The organism is Humibacter soli (genome assembly GCF_054779035.1).
Genome location: NZ_BAAGYX010000002.1, coordinates 803,414 through 819,974, shown reverse-complemented (window position 1 = coordinate 819,974; position 16,561 = coordinate 803,414). Strand labels below are relative to the sequence as shown.

Below are 16,561 nucleotides of genomic sequence, written 5' to 3'. Positions count from 1 at the left end.
CTGGGGACTCGTCATGGCCGTCGCCGTCATCATGATGCTCCCACCCATCATCATCTTCTCCGTCCTCAACCGCTTCTTCTCCGTCGGCGGCATCGGAGGATCCCTTGCCGGACGCTAAACCCACCACAACTGCAACACACTCGAAGGGCGACCACACCAACGCGGTCGCCCTTCGGGCTCTCCGGGCCGCGGTCGATCGCATCATCCCGTCTGACGACTGGCCGGGCGGCTGGGAGGGCGGGGTCGGCGACTATCTGACCACCGACAAGGTCGCGGCAGACCGCGACCTGCTGTGGGCGTGGCCGTCGCTGAACTCGCTCGCAGCCCGATTGGATGACGAAGGCAAGCGCTCAGGAGCCGCCGACTTCGCCGGTCTCGACCCATCGACGCAAGACGCCGTGCTCGCCAGGATCGCCGCGGGATCGAGTGCAGCAGCGTTCGACGTGCTGCGCCGCGTCACCTGGGAGGGGTACTACGCGTCGTCGGACGGCAGGCATCCCGCCGGGCTCGAGATGGTGGGCTTCCGCGGCCTGCCAGAGGGTGTCACCCCGATCGAGCCGGAGCCGCCCGCGGCGATCGACCCCGGCGAGGTGCACGCGCACTACGACGCGATCATCGTCGGCTCTGGCCCGGGCGGCGGCGTTGCCGCCCAGGTGCTGACGGCCGCAGGCAAGCACGTGCTGCTCGTCGAGCGCGCACCCAACCTGCGCAACGACCAGATCCGCAACGATCACCTGCACGGCAAGCGCAATGCGGTGTACTGGCCGACGGTGGGACCCGGCCCCGGTCATCCGCGGGTCGCTCAGCTCCCGGACGGCGACCGGGTGCTCGACGGCACCGACGACGCCTCGATCTACGGTCTGAACGCCGACGCGGTGGGCGGTGGCACCCGCATCTGGCAGGGCATGGCATGGCGGTTCATGCCCGAGGACTTCAGGATGCACAGCCTGTACGGCAACCCCGATGGCGCAAGTCTCGCCGACTGGCCGGTGTCGTACGACGACCTGGAGCCGTACTACGCGCGGGCGGAGTGGGAGCTCGGAGTCGCCGGCGAAGAGGGCGGACTGACGCGTCGCACGCCGCGCTCGGGTGGTTATCCGATGCCCGCGATGGGCACAGAGCCGTCTCGCGAGTTGCTCGGCGCTGCTGCGGATCGACTCGGCTGGGGTTGGGGTCCGATCCCGCTGGCGATCAACTCCGTTCCGTGGGACGGACGCGCCGCCTGCGTGCGCTGCGCCCAGTGCATCGGCAACACGTGCCCGGTGAACGCGAAGAACGGATCGCAATCCACGTTCATCCCTCGCGCGCTGGCGACGGGTCTGTGCGACCTGCTGGCGGATGCCGAGGTGATCGAGGTGCGCGACGGCGTCGGTGCGGCCGGCGTGACGATCATGGCGGACGCCTCGACGCGGCCGGTCGAACTCACGGTGAGCGCTGACGTCGTCGTGATGTCGGCTGGGGCCGTCGAGACGGCCCGTCTGCTGCTGGCGAGCGGCCTCGGCAACGACCACGTCGGGCGCTATCTGCACGACCACCGTGTCGCCACAGTGCTCGGCCACTCCGAGCGACCGGTCAAGCCGTACATCGGCCCCGGGCACTCCGTCGCGACGCTCGATCACGTGCACGGCGAGACCATCCCGTGGGGCGGCGGCGTGATCGTCGACCTGATGAGCCTGCTGCCGCTGACATCCGCTGGCCAGCCCGCGCCGGGGGTTCCCGGATGGGGCGCGGGCCACAAGGCGTGGATGCGCGGAGACCGCGCCAACCTGTTCGGTGTCTTCGCCATGGGTCAGGAGATCCCGTTGCCCACCTCGCGCGTCACGCTCGCGGGCGTGAAGGATCGCTGGGGTCGGCCAGGCGCTGCACTGCGCAAGGACGTGCACTGGACGAGCCAGCAGGTCGAGGACGGCATGGCCGTCCAGGGTGCCAAGTGGTTGGAGGCTGCAGGGGTCACGGACATCAGGCGGCAGGGCGGCCCGGCGACGGCATCCGCTGCAGGTGAGCACTCGTGCGGCACCGCCCGCATGGGCACCTCGACCGAGAACTCGGCGACCGACCCCTACGGTCGCGTGTGGGGCACCAGCCGCATCGTCTGCTGCGACTCGTCGCTGCACCCGACGAACGGCTCGGTGAACCCGACCCTGACCATCGTGGCGAACGCGTTCCGCGTCGCCGACAACCTTGTCGCGGAGTGGCCGCGCTAGGAGCGGCCGACCAGACCAGCACAGTGGCCCACTGACCCGCCCCCTGTCCATAACTCCTGCAATTCGGTAGTGGTGACATCCCGAAGTGCCGGAAATTCGGGGAGGTAGGTGGCTGTCACCGCCGATCAGCAGGAGTTATGAACGGGCGCCGGTGGCAACCTGGGATAGCAGCCACCGAGATGAGCAAGTACCGGGATGAGCAGGTACCGGGATGAGCAAGTACCGGGATGAGCAGACACCGGGCTCGCAACCCGGAACGGAGAGGAAGACGATGAACGACGTGCGCAACTCAACGCCTCGATGGCACGACAGCTCCCTGTCCGACGCCGAGCGCGTCGATGCACTGATCGCCGAGATGACGCTGCGCGAGAAGGTCGCGCAGCTGTACGGCGTGTGGGTGGCATCCTCACCGGTCGGGGACGACGTGGCGCCTTTCCAGCACGACATGAGTGAGGACGCCGTCGAGCTCGACGAGCTTCTCCCCCATGGACTCGGCCAGCTCACCCGGTCGTTCGGGTCGGCTCCCGTCGACGCCGCGGTCGGGCTCGTCTCGCTCGCGCGCAGCCAGAAGCGCATCATGGCCGCTAACAGGTTCGGCATCCCCGCCATCGCGCACGAGGAGTGCCTCGCCGGGTTCACCGCGTGGGGAGCGACCGCCTACCCCGTCCCGCTGTCGTGGGGCGCAACATTCGACCCGGCGCTCATCGAGCGCGTCTCCACCAGGATCGGCGCCGGCATGCGCGCGGTCGGCGTGCACCAGGGCCTCGCCCCCGTGCTCGACGTCACTCGCGATCCGCGATGGGGCCGCACAGAGGAGACCATCGGCGAGGACCCCTACCTCGTCGGCACCATCGCGACGGCGTACGTGCGCGGGCTCGAGTCCACGGGCATCGTCGCCACGCTGAAGCACTTCATCGGCTACTCGGCGTCGAAGGCCGGGCGCAACCTCGCCCCGGTGTCGATGGGGCGTCGCGAGTTCAACGACGTGATGGTCCCCCCGTTCGAGCTCGCGGTGCGCGACGGCGGTGTGCGGAGCGTGATGCATGCCTACACGGATGTCGACGGCGTGCCCTCCGCAGGCGACGAGACCCTGCTCACCGGACTGCTCAGGGAGACCTGGGGCTTCACAGGCACCGTGGTCGCCGACTACTTCGGCGTCGCGTTCCTCAAGACTCTGCACGGCGTCGCCGGCACCTGGGGTGAGGCCGCTGCCGCCGCCCTCAAGGCCGGAGTCGACGTCGAGCTTCCGACGGTGAAGGCGTACGGCGACCCGCTGGTCGCCGAGGTCGCCGATGGACGCTTCGACGAGGCGTACATCGACCGCGCGCTCCGCAGGGTGCTGCTGCAGAAGGCAGAGTTCGGCATGCTGAACGCGGATTGGTCGCCGATCCCAGCAGGCTGGAGCGACTCCGACCTGGACGACATCGAGGCGGTGCGAGGACGCATCAGACTCGACGCCGACGAGGATCGCGCGCTGGCGCGGGAGGTCGCCGAGCGGGCTGTTGTGCTCGTGCGCAACGACGGCGTGCTGCCGATCGATGCGGGAACGGGCATCCGCATCGCCGTCGTCGGGCCGCTGGCCGACGACATGTTCGCGATGCTGGGGTGCTACTCGTTCCCGAGCCACGTCGGCACGCTGCACCCCGAGGTGCCGATCGGCATCGAGCTGCCGACCGTGCTGCAAAGCCTGCGCGCCGAGTTCGCCGACGCGACGTTCGTCGTGGAGCCCGCCGTCAGCGTCGACGGCAAGGGCGACGGCGTCACCCCGGCCGAGGCCGCGCAATCGGATGCCGAGGGCATCGCCCGCGCGGTGGCCGCCGCCGAATCCGCCGACCTCGTGATCGCGGTGCTCGGCGATCACGCCGGGCTTTTCGGGCGCGGAACCTCAGGCGAGGGATGCGACGCCGCGAGCATGCGCCTTCCCGGCCGCCAACAGGACCTGCTCGATGCGCTCGTCGACAGCGGAACCCCGGTCGTCGCGACGCTCGTCGAGGGACGGCCGTACGCACTAGGGTCCGCCGCCGACAAGGCCGGCGCGATCGTCGCCGCGTTCTTCCCTGGCGAGGAGGGCGGCCCGGCGATCGCAGGCGTGCTCAGCGGCAGGGTCAACCCGAGCGGTCGGCTTCCCGTGAGCATCCCGGCAACGGAGGGCGGCCAGCCGGCCACCTATCTGGCCGCGCCGCTCGGCGGTCCGACCGGTGTCTCGAACCTCGACCCGACGGCCAGATTCCCGTTCGGGCACGGCCTCTCCTACACGTCGTTCGAGTGGTCGGATGCCCGAGTAGACGCCGACTCCGTCACGACGTCCGGCACGGTGAACGTCTCCGTGAGGGTGACCAACACCGGTGATCGGGCCGGCATCGAGAACGTGCAGCTCTATCTGCACGACCCGGTGGCATCCGTCGTGCGTCCGGTGAACCGGCTGATCGGGTACGCGTCCGTTCCGGTGGAGGCCGGCGCATCCGCCACGGTGTCGTTCGAGGTGAGCGCGGACCTCTCCGCGTTCACCGGGCGCGACTACGCGCGCGTCGTCGAACCCGGGGAGCTCGAGCTGCGGCTGGGTGCGTCGAGTGGCGACATCCGCTTCGCCCTGCCCGTGACGTTGACCGGACCGGCTCGGGTGGTCGACCACACGCGAGAGCTGCGCAGCGCGGTCACCGTCAGCCGGGCCTAGAGCGCCGAGGCGGGCCAGGGCACTCGACGGCGACGGAACGCCACGACGACTCCGACGATCGCGATCGGCAGCAGGATGGCGAACGCCCAGCTCACCGCCGTGCCGGGTGCGGCTCCCGAGGAGTGCAGCGCGGAGTAGAGACCGCCGCAGACCATGGCCGCCCACGCGGCGGTCGCCGTCTCGGCGAAGGACACCAGGGGTCCGACACGGTGCGCTGGCGCGGGTCCCTCGAACGACTCGGACATGACCAGCGGGTAGGCGACGCCCATGCCGAGGCCCGCGACGAGCCCGGCGACGACGACGATCGCGATGCCCGTCGGCCCTGACGCGACGACGCACGTGAGCGCCAAAGCGGCGACGGCCACCGTGACGAGCACCAGGCCGGTGGTCACTCGGTCTGGCCGTGCCGATGGCCGCGGGCGCAGCCCGGCGAGGGTCCACATCACGAGAGCTCCCGTGATGGCGATGGATGCCCAGAGCAGCCCGCCCCCGAGCGCCTCGATCACGGTGACCGAGAGCAGCACGTCGACACCGAAGAACGCTGCGCACAGCGCACCGAAGGTGCTGAGGGTTCGCATCAGCCGGGCATCCTGCGATCCGCGGGCGAGGAAGGCGACGATGCCGACGGCAGCGCCGAGGCCGGCGATGGCGAACAGGCCGAAGGCGAAGGGTCCGGTCCAGGCCGAGGCGAGGGCTCCGACTCCCAGCAGCGCAGCGACGACGACGCCCGCCGTCGCGCGCACCGGCTCCTTGCGTCGCTCCCACGGGATGGCGGACGAGTACGCACCCATCAGCACGCGAGCTCCCACCACCAGGATGAGCGGCCAGGCGAACGCCCACCGCCATCCGACCCACTGCGCGATCGCCGCGTTCAGCGCGGGCCCGACGATGGACGGGATGATCCACACGAACGCATAGAGCCCGAGAACCCGCGGACGCTCGCGGTCGTCGAACAGGCCGCCGATGGCGGCGGCGCCGAATCCGGTGATCAGCCCGAGGCCGATGCCGCGAACGACCATGCCGGCGAGCACCCACGCCATTGTCGGCGCGAACGAGCTGAGCACCACGCCGACCGCGTACACGATGGTCGCCGCAGCGATGACCACAGTCGGACGGATGCGCGCGAGCAACGGCGCGCTGAACGCCAGCATGAGCACCGCAGCGATGTTCCCCGCCGCCAGCGTTGCGCCGAACAGTGCGAAGCCGTGCAGTTCGGATGCCACGACGGGCAGCACTGTCGAGACGGCAAGACCCTGCATGCCGCCGCCGAACTCCGCCAGCAGCATGCCGAGCAGGAACACGCCGCGCCCGCCGTGGAAGACCTGGCGGAGGGGCACCTGCTGCATCAGTCCACCGTATTACCCGGCCGGCCCTGCGCCAGGCAACCCCGGGCACCGCACCCGCTGGTCGAGTTAGGCGAGCTCGACAGGGACGTGGCGACCGCCGGCCTGGGCGGTGTAGGTGCCGTCCGTGCGGCTCAGCTCGATGGCGACCGGGGTGCCGTCGACGCCCAGCACGTGCACCGTTCCCGGCTCCGCGCCGGGATACACCCGCAGCGAGAGCCCGTCGACGAAGTCGTAGTCCGGCCGGTCGTCGCGCGCCCCGATCGGCAGCACGGCCCCGTCGCGCACGTACAGCGGAAGGGAGTCGAGTGCGTGCGTCTCGGTTCGCCATGCTCCGCCATCCACGTGCTCGCCCGTGAGCAGGCTGGTCCACCCGCCCGCAGGCAGGTAGAACTGCACGGACCCGTCGGCCGAGAACACCGGAGCGACGAGGATGTCGGAGCCGAGCATGTACTGCCTGTCGAGGTACGCCACAGCGGGGTCATCCGGGAACTCCAGCTGCATCGGCCGCATCACGGGGATGCCGCGCTGGGATGCCTCGTCGCCTGCCGCGAACAGGTACGGCATGAGCCGGTTCTTGAGCTTGGCGAAGCGCCGGGTCACCGCGACCGCGCTGGTCGCACTCTCGTCGTACTCCCCCGTGACGGGGTCCCGGTCGAACGTCCACGGCACGCGATACGAGTCGCTGCCGTGCAGACGGGAGTGGCTCGAGAGCAGACCGAAGGCGACCCAGCGTTTGAAGACATCCGGGTTCGGCGTTCCCTCGAAGCCACCGATGTCGTGGCTCCAGAAGGAGAACCCGCTGAGCGCGAACGAGAGCCCGCCGCGCAACGTCTCGGCCATCGACGGGAACGTCGACGTGCTGTCTCCGCCCCAGTGCACCGGCATGGTCTGACCCCCGACGGTCGCCGAGCGGGCGAACAGCACGGCGTCGCCCTCCCCGCGTTGCTCGACGAGCACGTCGTACACCGCCTTGTTGTAGAGCTGGGCGTAGAGGTTGTGCACGCTCTCGGGCGACGAGCCGTCGGCGAAAGTCGCATCGAGCGGAATCCGCTCACCGAAGTCGGTCTTGAACGCGTCGACGCCGATCGCGGTGAGCGCACGCAGCTTGTCCTGGAACCAGGCGGTCGCCTCGGGGTTCGTGAAGTCGACGACGGCCATGCCCGGCTGCCACATGTCCCACTGCCAGACGTCGCCGTTCGGACGCTTGACCAGGTAGCCCCGTTCGGCGCCCTCCGCGAAGAGCGGCGAGCGCTGCGCGATGTAGGGGTTGATCCACACGCAGACGCGCACGCCCTTGTCGTGCAGCCTCCCGAGCATCCCTTCAGGATCCGGGAACGTGCGCCGATCCCATTCGAGATCGCACCAGTTAAACTCGCGCATCCAGAACGGGTCGAAGTGGAACACCGACAGCGGCAGATCGCGCTCGGCCATCGCGTCGATGAAGGAGCTGACCGTCTGCTCGTCGTACGACGTCGTGAAGCTGGTGGACAGCCAGAGCCCGTACGACCATGCTGGCACCTTGGCGGGGCGCCCGGTCAATCGCGTGTAGCGCTCGAGCACATCCTTGGGTGTCGGGCCGTCGATCACGTAGAAGCTGAGCCGCTCCCCCGGCACGGCGAACTGCACCCGCTCTACCGCCTCGGAGGCGACCTCGAACGAGACGAGTCCGGGATGATCCACGAGCACGCCATAGCCGCGGTTGGTCAGATAGAACGGCACGTTCTTGTACGCCTGCTCGCTCGACGTGCCGCCGTCGGCGTTCCACACGTCGACGGTCTGGCCGTTCTTCACCAGCGGACCGAACCGTTCGCCCAACCCGTAGACGAGCTCGCCGACGGCCAGGTCGAGCTGGCCGAGCACATACGAGGACGAGGTGACCGGGATGCCCTCGTCTGCCACCCACGCATCGCTCGCGACCAAGGCGTCGGCATCCAGACGCAGATGCGCCAGCGACTTGGCCCCGCTGGAGGTCAGCACTCGACCGCGCGCCGAGAACTCCAGGTTCCACGGGGCGCCCCGCTCGACGGTGGCGGTGAGGTCGCCGCTCGTCAGGCTGCCGCTCTCGTCGTCGACCTCGATGCTCGCGACGGCGTCTTCACGCCCCACCAGCTCGAAGCCGCGCTCGGCGCGCGCACCGGCGTAGTGCTCGACGTGCACGCCGATCACGCCCTCCATCGGCGAGTCGAGCCTGACCGTGAGCGCGCCGTGGTTGAGCACGTCGCCGCGGGAGCGCACGACCTTGCTCGGCGCCGTCACGACGAGGGAGTCGCCCTGCGGTTCGACGTCGTACGCCTCTTGCGCGTACAGCGCGTGCACCCCCGGCCGGAGCTGCCAGAACCCGTCGGTGAATCTCATCGGAACCTTTCGAAGCTGGTGGGATGTGAACGACCGGAAGCGTCAGGCGACGGATGCCCGCTCGTCCGTCGAGAGGCCGTGTGCTGCGGACCCCCACGACTCGAGCACGGCCTTCACGTCATCCCGTCGCTCGTTCGCGATGGCTGCGGCGTACGCCTGCTCCAACACAGTGTCGAGTACGACGGTCCGCTCGCTCTCTGCGGAGAGCACGGCCGCCTCGACCATCGCGAGGCTGTACACGTTGGAGTGCACGTCGCCCGCCGGCCTGCGACCGGTGCGCAGCGCGTCGACGAAGTCGTCGAGGGCGCCCGCGATCTCGGAACGGGTCGTCACCTCGCGGGACTGCTGGGGTGCCTCGGCACCGACGAGCTCGACCTCCGGGTGGCCCTCGCCGTCCCAGGTGGCCGTGCCGAGCGCACCGCTGACCCGCCAGCTGCCGTTCCACGAGGTCTCGAGGCCTGGGCTGCACCAGCTGCCCGTGAAGGTGTACCTCGTGCCGCCTTCGAACTCGAACATCGCTGTGGCCGCGGCGTCTCCGCGGTACCAGCTCCACCTCGGGTTGAAGGTGCGGCAGTCGACCGACACCGGGTCGGCGTCGAGCAGGTAGCGCGAGACGTCGAAGGCATGGATGGCCATGTCGACGAGCAGCGGATGTGCCATCTCGTCTCGGAAGCCTCCGAAGTGCGGAGCCTTGAAGAACTCCGTCGTGACGAAGCCGATGTCGCCGAGGTTGCCGATGGCATCCTTCAGCTCGGCGAGCACGGGGTAGTACCGCCGTGACTGGCTCGTCATCAGCAGCTGTCCGGAGAGCTCCTCGGCGGCGATCAGCGAGAGGGTCTCGGCGACCGTCGGCGCGATCGGCTTCTCGCACAGCACCGGAAGGCCGGCGAGCAGCGCCTCGGTGTTCACGGAGTGGTGCGCCGGCGGAACCGTGACATCGATCACGGCCTGAGCACCGGACTCGGCGGCGACCGCGGTCAGCGAGTCACCCACGACGATCGTGAGGCCGCGATCGGCGACCACTCCCCTCGCGAGCTCGAGGTCGAGGTCGACGAGGCCGACCAGTTCCACCTCAGGCGTCTCGGTGATGACCTGCAGCCAGTGCCTTCCCATGGCGCCTGCACCGACGAGCACGACCCGCAGCGGGGCATCCCCGCCGACGGTGGCGAACCCTGCGGTCTCTGACGAGCTCATTCGGCGTCATCCTTGTTGTGCATGGCGCCCTGGTAGCCGCGACCGTTGAAGAAGTCGCCGGTCTCGTAGCGCAGCAGAACGGGGATCTCGCGCTTCGGACGATCGGATGCCACCCAGTCGACACCGTTCGCGATCACCCTGCGAACGTCCTTGTGGTGGTACACCGGGAAGTCCTGGTCGCCGGGGCTGAAGTAGAAGATCTTGCCGTTGCCGCGTCGGTAGGTGATGCCGCTTCGGAAGACCTCGCCGCCGGAGAACGAGCTGATGAAGACGATCTCGTCGGGCTTCGGCACGTCGAACTGCTCGCCGTACATCTCCTGCTGCGGAATCTCGATCGGGTGCGGCACACCCTGGGCGATCGGGTGCGTCGGGTCGACGGTCCAGACCAGCTCGCGGTCGTGCTCGCTGCGCCACCGAAGGGTGCACGTCGTGCCCATCAGCTTCTGGAAGATCTTCGACCAGTGCCCGGAGTGGAGCACGACGAGTCCCATGCCCTCCAGCACGTGGCGGTGCACCCGCTCGACGATCTCGTCGGAGACCTCGCCGTGCGCAGCGTGACCCCACCAGGTGAGAACGTCCGTCTCGGCGAGGCGTTCCTCGGTGAGTCCGTGCTCGGGGTCGTCGAGCAGCGCCGTCGTGACCGTGGCCTTCGCGCCGAGGTTCTCTTCGATTCCCGCCTTGATGGCGTTGTGCATGCCCTCCGGGTAGAGCTCGGCAACGTGCGGTTCGACCTGCTCGTGCCGGTTCTCCCCCCAGACGACGACGCGCAGCGGACGGTCGGCAGAGATGCTCATGGATGCTCCTTTTAGTAGTTCTGTACAACGAGAGGTCTGACCAGGGAGGTCCCGATTCGTGGGACCTCCGGCGGCTGTCGCCGCTCAGGTCACTTGATAGCGCCGCCGAGCGCGCCAGCGGCAATGTACCGCTGAGCGATGATCAGCAGGATTCCGGCAGGGATCGACGCCATCACCGCGGTTGCCATCACCGGCCCCCACTGGGAGACGTTGGCGCCCAGGTAGTTGTAGATACCGAGCGTGATCGGTCGCACGGCGGGCGTGCTCGTCAGGGTCAACGCGAACAGGAAGTCACCCCACGCTCCGAGGAACGTGAAGAGTGCGGCCGTGATGATCGCGTTCTTGCTGATCGGCACGATGATCGAGATGAAGGCCCTGAAGTTGTTCGCGCCGTCCACCAGCGCGGCCTCGACGAGGGTGTGCGGTACCGACACCATGAACGCGCGCATCAGGATGATCGCAAACGGGATCTGCGCAGCACTGTCGGCCAGGATCAGGCCGAGGTACGAGTTGAGCAGCCCCCAGTTGTTGAACAGCGCGTACAGGGCGTTCGCGATCACGATGACCGGGATCATCTGTGTGATCAGCAGCACGAACACGAACACCGTCATCCCGCGCATCTTGAACCGGGCGAGTCCGTACGCCGCAGGGGTCGCGACGATCAGGGTCAGCACGACCGAGCTCAGCGAGACGATCAGGCTCGTTGCGAGGTTGGGCAGCTGCTGCGCGAGCGCGGTCTGGTAGCCCGCGAACGTCGGGTGGAACGGGAACCATTCGGTGTTCGCCGCACCCGAGTTGCCTTGCAGGCTGCTGTTGATCATCCAGTAGATCGGGAACACCATGATGGCGAGGAAGATGATGCCGAGCACCGTCATCGGCCACTTGCGGGCGTGCTTGCGCCGCTGTTCCTTCGTGCTCTTCGTGCCTGGCAGCACCATCGCCTGTGTCGCGGTCATTCGTCGACCCCCTTGCGGTTCATGTAGAGATAAACGAGGGCGAACACCAGCGAGATCACGATCAGCACGTTGCTGATCGCGGCACCCTGCCCGAACAGGAACTGCACGAAGGAGTTCTGGTAGGCCCAGGTGGCGAGCGTCTGCGTCGAGTTCGCCGGCCCGCCGCCGGTGAGACCCAGGATGATGTCGACGACCTTGAGCGTATAGACGACCCCGAGCACGATGACCACGCTCACCACCGAGCGGATGCTCGGCCACGTGATGTGCCAGAACGCCTTCCACCCGGTCGCACCGTCGAGGGATGCCGCTTCGTACAGCTCATCGGGCACGGCCTGAAGACCGCTGTAGAGAATGGTCGTGTTGAACGGGATGCCCAGCCAGATGTTCACCCCGATGACCGAGATCAGCGCGAGGCTCGGGCTGACCAGCCACGGAACCGGCTGCACCCCGAAGATCGCGAGGAACTGGTTCAGCGCTCCGCTGCCCTGGTCGAGGATCCACTTCCAGACCGCCGCGGAGGCGATGAGCGGAAGCAGCCACGGGAGCAGCAGCAGCGAGCGCAGGAACCCGCTGAGCGGGAAGTGCCGCTTGAAGAACAGTGCAAGGCCCAGCCCGATCACGAACTGGAACACGATCGACCCGATCGTGAAGAGGGCCGTGTTGATGACCGTCGTCGCGAAGATCGGGTTGCTGAACACCTCGGCGTAGTTCTGGAACCCGACCCAGGGGGCGACGCCGGTGTAGAACGTGGTCGTCGTGTAGTCCTGCAGCGACATGATCACGTTCTCGACGATCGGGTAGCCGAAGAAGATCAGGACGAACAGGATGGCCGGGGCTACGAAAAGCCACCGGGTGAAATAGCGGGCCACGTGCCGTTTGCGCCGTGGCGTGCCGCTACCGCGCGTCGTTCGCGCGGTAGCGCGATCGAGGCCGGCATCGACTGAAGTCATGTCACGCTCCTTTGCGGTCGAAAATGCCGGGCGGGCATGAAGCGCTCATGCCCGCCCGGCTACCGGTCTACTTGTTCTGCGTCTGCGCCTGCTGCAGGGCAGCGGACGGGGATGCCTTGCCGGTCAGCGCGTTCTGCACCGCCGTGTAGATCGCCGTCGCGGCCGTCGGCCACTTCGGTCCGAGCTCCGCGGTGCGGGCACGAGCGGTCTTCACCGTCTCGACGAACGACTGCACCTGCGGGTGCGACTTCGCCCACGTCGCAGCCGATGCCTGGTCGGCGGGGACGTTGCCCGAGAACGCAGCGATCTTCAGCTGGTTGGCCGGCTTGTTCAGGCACTCGACCAGCTTCGCGGCGGCGGTCATCTTGGCCTTGTCACCCGTGTTCGTCACGTTGAAGGTCTCACCACCGAGCGGGGAGACGACCTGCTGCGAGCTGTCGCGCACCGGAATCGGAACGCTGTCGAAGTGGAGGCCCTTGGTCGAGTTGAGCACGGGCAGCTGCCACGGCCCGTTGATCATCATGGCCGCCTTGCCTGCGACGAACTGGTTGTTGACATCCTGCTGGCTCCAGTTCACGGAGCTCTTCGACATCGAGCCGTCGTTCTGCAGGTCGACGTCGAACTGCAGCGCCTGAGCAGCCTTAGCGGTGTCGATGTTCTTCTCGTTGCCGCCGTTCGTCCAGAAGAACGGAAGGAACTGCCAGGTGCCCTCGTAGGTGTTGATGTTGCTCATCGCGAAGCCGTACTGACCCTTGCTGGGATCGGTGAGCTTCTTCGCTGCGGCCTGCAGCTCGTCCCAGGTCTTCGGGGGTGTGACACCGGCGGCCTTCAGCAGATCGGTGTTGTAGTACAGAGCGATCGAGTTGATCACGGGGGCGAGACCGTAGAGCTCGCCCTTGTAGGTGCCGGCTTTGACCACGGAGGGCACGTCACCCGACGGTGCCGAGACGCCGAAGTTCTTCAGCGGCGCGAGAGCGCCGGTCGCCGCGATCTGCTGCACGTCGGGGTTGTCGAGCATGAGCACGTCGGGCAGCGTCTTCGACGACGCCTGCTGCAGCACCTTCGAGATCAGCGATGCTCCCGCGATGTGCACCGACTTCACAGTGGCGTTGGCCTCGGCGCCGCACTGCTTGTACATGTTGTCGAATCCGGACATGCCCGGATCGGAGGTGTAGTAGTCCTCGATGGTCAGCGCCTGCTTCCCGCCAGAGGTGTTCGAGCCGTTCGAACCCGAGGAACAGGCAGCCAGCGACAGCGAGATCGCTGCGGCTCCCGCCAGCACCGCGATGATGCGTGACTTCTTCACGAAAGAGCTCCTTTGCTTCGTCACCAGAATGTGATCGCCGTCGGAAGACAGCAAGGTCAAGCGCTTGACCGGAAGGCGAAAAAAGAAGACCGCGAGATCTTCGGTGAGCTCCGGCAAGTGCTTGACAGGCATTCTGTGCGCGCTTCGAACAAAAAGTCAAGCGCTTTACCGATTTCCGTTACGGGAATGCGATACTGGCCCGAAGCACAAGTGCCCGAGGCACCCATGGGGAGCGTGCAGGGCATCAGGGCAGAGAAGAGGCGTCCCGTGGTCACGATGCAGCAGGTGGCGGACCGCGCCAACGTGTCCATCTCCACCGTGTCGTTCGTGGTCAACGACACCAAGCCCGTCACCCGCGCCACCCGCGAGCGCGTGCTACGCGCCATCGACGAACTCGGCTACCGGCGCAACACGATGGCAAGGGCACTCGCGAGCCGCAAGTCTCACGTTCTCGCCCTCATCTACCCGCTGCTCGGGCACCGCAACCAGTACACGTTCGTGGATGCCGCAGTGACGGCAGCCAAGGAGCACGGCTACAGCCTCGTGCTGTGGCCGTTGCACAGCGACGACGTCACGAACGAGATCACGTCGCTGATCCAGGCGGGGTTCGCAGACGGAGTGCTCCTCATGGAGGTACAGTTCGAGGATGAGCGCGTCAGGCATCTGAAGGAGGCGAACGCACCGTTCGCCCTGATCGGCCGCACCAGGGACCTGACCGGCATCGACTACGCCGACATCGACTTCGAGGTCTCCACCCGGCTCGCCATCGACCATCTCGCCGGACTCGGCCACCGCGACTTCAGCCTCGTGATCGAAGACCTCAGAGGAACCCCGCTTGCCGGCTATGCTCCCCCTCTGCGTACCGAGGAGACGTTCCACTCCGAACTCGCCGCGCGAGGATTGAAGGGCACCGTCTTCCGCGTTCCGCACGAGCCAGGGCCGATCTCGGCGATCGCCGATCGTGTGCTCGCCGAGGCGCCGGACACCACCGCCGTCATCTCGATGCACGACGAGGCCACGTTCGCGCTGTTCAACGGGGTCAAGCGCAAGGGCATGGAGATTCCACGGGACATCTCGATCACGACGATCGCCTCCCCCATGACGCTGGGTGAGCTGTTGGATCCACCGCTCAGCATCTACGACGCCCCGGGGAACGAGCTCGGTCGGCGCGCGGCCGAAGCACTCATCGCGCGCCTAGAGGGACGGGACGGCCCGCCGACGCAGGTTCGCATCGCGTGCAGGCTGCGCGAGGACGGCGGATCGATCGGGCCGGCGCCGGTGCGACATCCGATCCTCGACACCGCGACGGCATGACCTCGACGACATTTCTGGCGCTGTACGCGACATCCGATGTCTGATATGTTTGGCCGCACAACAAATACTCACCAACGACGCTGAAGGATGCTTCCATGGCAGTCATGCCCACTCGAGAAGACAAGTTCTCGTTCGGTCTCTGGACCATCGGCTACAACGGCACCGACCCGTTCGGTGGCCCCACCCGCCCGCAGCTCGACGTCGTCGAGGCGGTCGAGAAGCTCAGTGAGCTGGGTGCATACGGCCTCACGTTCCACGACGACGACCTGTTCGCCTTCGGCTCCACCGACGCCGAGCGTCAGAAGCAGATCGACCGCCTCAAGCAGGCACTGGCCGACACCGGCCTGATCATCCCGATGGTCACCACGAATCTGTTCTCGGCTCCGGTGTTCAAGGACGGCGGCTTCACCTCCAACGACCGCGGCGTTCGTCGCTTCGCGATCCGCAAGGCGCTGCGCCAGCTCGAGCTGGGCGCGGAGCTCGGCGCGAAGACCTTCGTGATGTGGGGTGGCCGTGAGGGTGCCGAGTACGACCCTGCCAAGGACATCCGGTCGGCACTCGAGCGCTACCGCGAGGCCGTCAACCTGATGTCGGAGTACGTGATCGACAAGGGCTACGACATCCGCTTCGCCATCGAGCCGAAGCCGAACGAGCCGCGTGGTGACATCCTGCTGCCGACGCTCGGTCACGCCCTGGCGTTCATCGACTCACTCGAGCACCCCGAGATGGTCGGCCTCAACCCCGAGGTGGGCCACGAGACCATGGCCGGCCTCAACTTCGCCGCCGGCATCGCCCAGGCGCTGTACCACGGCAAGCTGTTCCACATCGACCTGAACGGCCAGCGCTCGATCAAGTACGACCAGGACCTCGCGTTCGGCCACGGCGACCTGCACAACGCGTTCGCACTCGTCGACCTGCTCGAGAACGGCGGCCCGAACGGCGGTCAGGCGTACGACGGCCCCCGTCACTTCGACTACAAGCCGTCGCGCACCGAGGACATCAACGGCGTCTGGGACTCCGCTGCTGCCAACATGCGCACGTACCTGCTGCTCAAGGAGCGCGCGGCAGCGTTCCGCGCCGACCCCGAGGTGCAGGAAGCCCTCGAGGCGTCCCGCGTCGCCGAGCTCGCTCAGCCCACGCTGAACGACGGCGAGAGCTACGACGCCCTGCTCGCCGACCGCTCGGCGTTCGAGGACTTCAACACCGACGAGTACTTCGGCGGCAAGGGCTACGGCTTCGTTCGCCTGCAGCAGCTCGCCACCGAGCACCTGCTCGGCGCTCGCTGATCCACCGGGGTGGGAGGCGATCTTCGCCTCCCACCCCGTGCTCCTCACCCGCTTACCCACTCCCTACCCACTCCGCTTACCCCATTGCACTGCGCATAACTCCTGCAGATCGTCGGTCCTCACCGACATGCGCCGCAGAATCTCGCACATCTGAGACCACCGGCCACACGAACTGCAGGAGT

11 protein-coding genes and 1 pseudogene are annotated in these 16,561 nt (G+C 67.6%); 5 read left to right on the top strand and 7 right to left on the bottom strand.

Going from position 1 to position 16,561, the window contains the following annotated elements; translation table 11 throughout:
• From ACYVDN_RS16955 to ACYVDN_RS16945, 3 genes and pseudogenes are all read left to right on the top strand, one after another.
• Nucleotides 1-118 (top strand): annotated as a pseudogene (locus tag ACYVDN_RS16955) (carbohydrate ABC transporter permease); the annotation flags it as partial.
• Entirely contained in the window at nt 105-2,204 is a 2,100-nt protein-coding gene (locus ACYVDN_RS16950) for a GMC family oxidoreductase (protein WP_460573509.1), read from the top strand. The pseudogene ACYVDN_RS16955 and the gene ACYVDN_RS16950, both read left to right, overlap by 14 nt.
• Before the next feature lie 271 nt (nt 2,205-2,475).
• Nucleotides 2,476-4,878 (top strand): glycoside hydrolase family 3 protein, encoded by a 2,403-nt coding sequence (locus ACYVDN_RS16945; RefSeq protein ID WP_460573545.1) that lies wholly within the window; start codon nt 2,476-2,478, stop codon nt 4,876-4,878.
• Here the strand turns inward: ACYVDN_RS16945 and ACYVDN_RS16940 are convergent.
• The 7 genes from ACYVDN_RS16940 to ACYVDN_RS16910 form a co-directional block, all read right to left on the bottom strand.
• Complete coding sequence (locus ACYVDN_RS16940) at nt 4,875-6,224, bottom strand: MFS transporter (protein WP_460573507.1); 1,350 nt, start codon at nt 6,222-6,224, stop codon at nt 4,875-4,877. The genes ACYVDN_RS16945 and ACYVDN_RS16940 overlap by 4 nt on opposite strands.
• A gap of 66 nt (nt 6,225-6,290) precedes the next feature.
• Nucleotides 6,291-8,579 carry an alpha-xylosidase gene (gene yicI / locus ACYVDN_RS16935; protein ID WP_460573505.1) on the bottom strand — a complete coding sequence of 763 codons (2,289 nt, stop codon included), beginning with the start codon at nt 8,577-8,579 and terminating at the stop codon, nt 6,291-6,293.
• 42 nt (nt 8,580-8,621) lie between these two features.
• The gene (locus tag ACYVDN_RS16930) at nt 8,622-9,773 is read right to left on the bottom strand and encodes a Gfo/Idh/MocA family protein (protein WP_460573503.1); all 1,152 of its coding nucleotides are present in this window, start codon (nt 9,771-9,773) and stop codon (nt 8,622-8,624) included.
• Nucleotides 9,770-10,567 (bottom strand): ThuA domain-containing protein, encoded by a 798-nt coding sequence (locus ACYVDN_RS16925; protein WP_460573501.1) that lies wholly within the window; start codon nt 10,565-10,567, stop codon nt 9,770-9,772. The genes ACYVDN_RS16930 and ACYVDN_RS16925 overlap by 4 nt, the downstream gene beginning before the upstream one ends.
• Before the next feature lie 89 nt (nt 10,568-10,656).
• Entirely contained in the window at nt 10,657-11,523 is an 867-nt protein-coding gene (locus ACYVDN_RS16920) for a carbohydrate ABC transporter permease (protein WP_460573499.1), read from the bottom strand.
• Nucleotides 11,520-12,473 carry a carbohydrate ABC transporter permease gene (locus ACYVDN_RS16915; protein WP_460573497.1) on the bottom strand — a complete coding sequence of 318 codons (954 nt, stop codon included), beginning with the start codon at nt 12,471-12,473 and terminating at the stop codon, nt 11,520-11,522. The genes ACYVDN_RS16920 and ACYVDN_RS16915 overlap by 4 nt, the downstream gene beginning before the upstream one ends.
• 67 nt (nt 12,474-12,540) lie before the next feature.
• Entirely contained in the window at nt 12,541-13,779 is a 1,239-nt protein-coding gene (locus ACYVDN_RS16910) for a sugar ABC transporter substrate-binding protein (protein WP_460573495.1), read from the bottom strand.
• Nucleotides 13,780-13,989: 210 nt separating this feature from the next.
• Here ACYVDN_RS16910 and ACYVDN_RS16905 point away from each other — a divergent pair, with 210 nt between their 5' ends.
• Nucleotides 13,990-15,093: a LacI family DNA-binding transcriptional regulator gene (locus ACYVDN_RS16905; protein WP_460573494.1), complete on the top strand. Its 1,104-nt coding sequence runs from the start codon at nt 13,990-13,992 to the stop codon at nt 15,091-15,093.
• 95 nt (nt 15,094-15,188) lie between these two features.
• On the top strand, nt 15,189-16,379 hold the full coding sequence (gene xylA, locus ACYVDN_RS16900; protein WP_460573492.1) for an apurinic/apyrimidinic endonuclease family protein: 1,191 nt from the start codon (nt 15,189-15,191) through the stop codon (nt 16,377-16,379).
• Nucleotides 16,380-16,561 lie beyond the last annotated feature (182 nt).

Coding starts and splice junctions, on each gene's coding strand:
- ACYVDN_RS16945 (WP_460573545.1), top strand. CDS start 2,476: ATGAACGACGTGCGCAACTCAACGCCTCGATGGCACGACAGCTCCCTG.
- ACYVDN_RS16940 (WP_460573507.1), bottom strand. CDS start 6,224: ATGCAGCAGGTGCCCCTCCGCCAGGTCTTCCACGGCGGGCGCGGCGTG.
- yicI (WP_460573505.1), bottom strand. CDS start 8,579: ATGAGATTCACCGACGGGTTCTGGCAGCTCCGGCCGGGGGTGCACGCG.
- ACYVDN_RS16930 (WP_460573503.1), bottom strand. CDS start 9,773: ATGAGCTCGTCAGAGACCGCAGGGTTCGCCACCGTCGGCGGGGATGCC.
- ACYVDN_RS16925 (WP_460573501.1), bottom strand. CDS start 10,567: ATGAGCATCTCTGCCGACCGTCCGCTGCGCGTCGTCGTCTGGGGGGAG.
- ACYVDN_RS16920 (WP_460573499.1), bottom strand. CDS start 11,523: ATGACCGCGACACAGGCGATGGTGCTGCCAGGCACGAAGAGCACGAAG.
- ACYVDN_RS16915 (WP_460573497.1), bottom strand. CDS start 12,473: ATGACTTCAGTCGATGCCGGCCTCGATCGCGCTACCGCGCGAACGACG.
- xylA (WP_460573492.1), top strand. CDS start 15,189: ATGGCAGTCATGCCCACTCGAGAAGACAAGTTCTCGTTCGGTCTCTGG.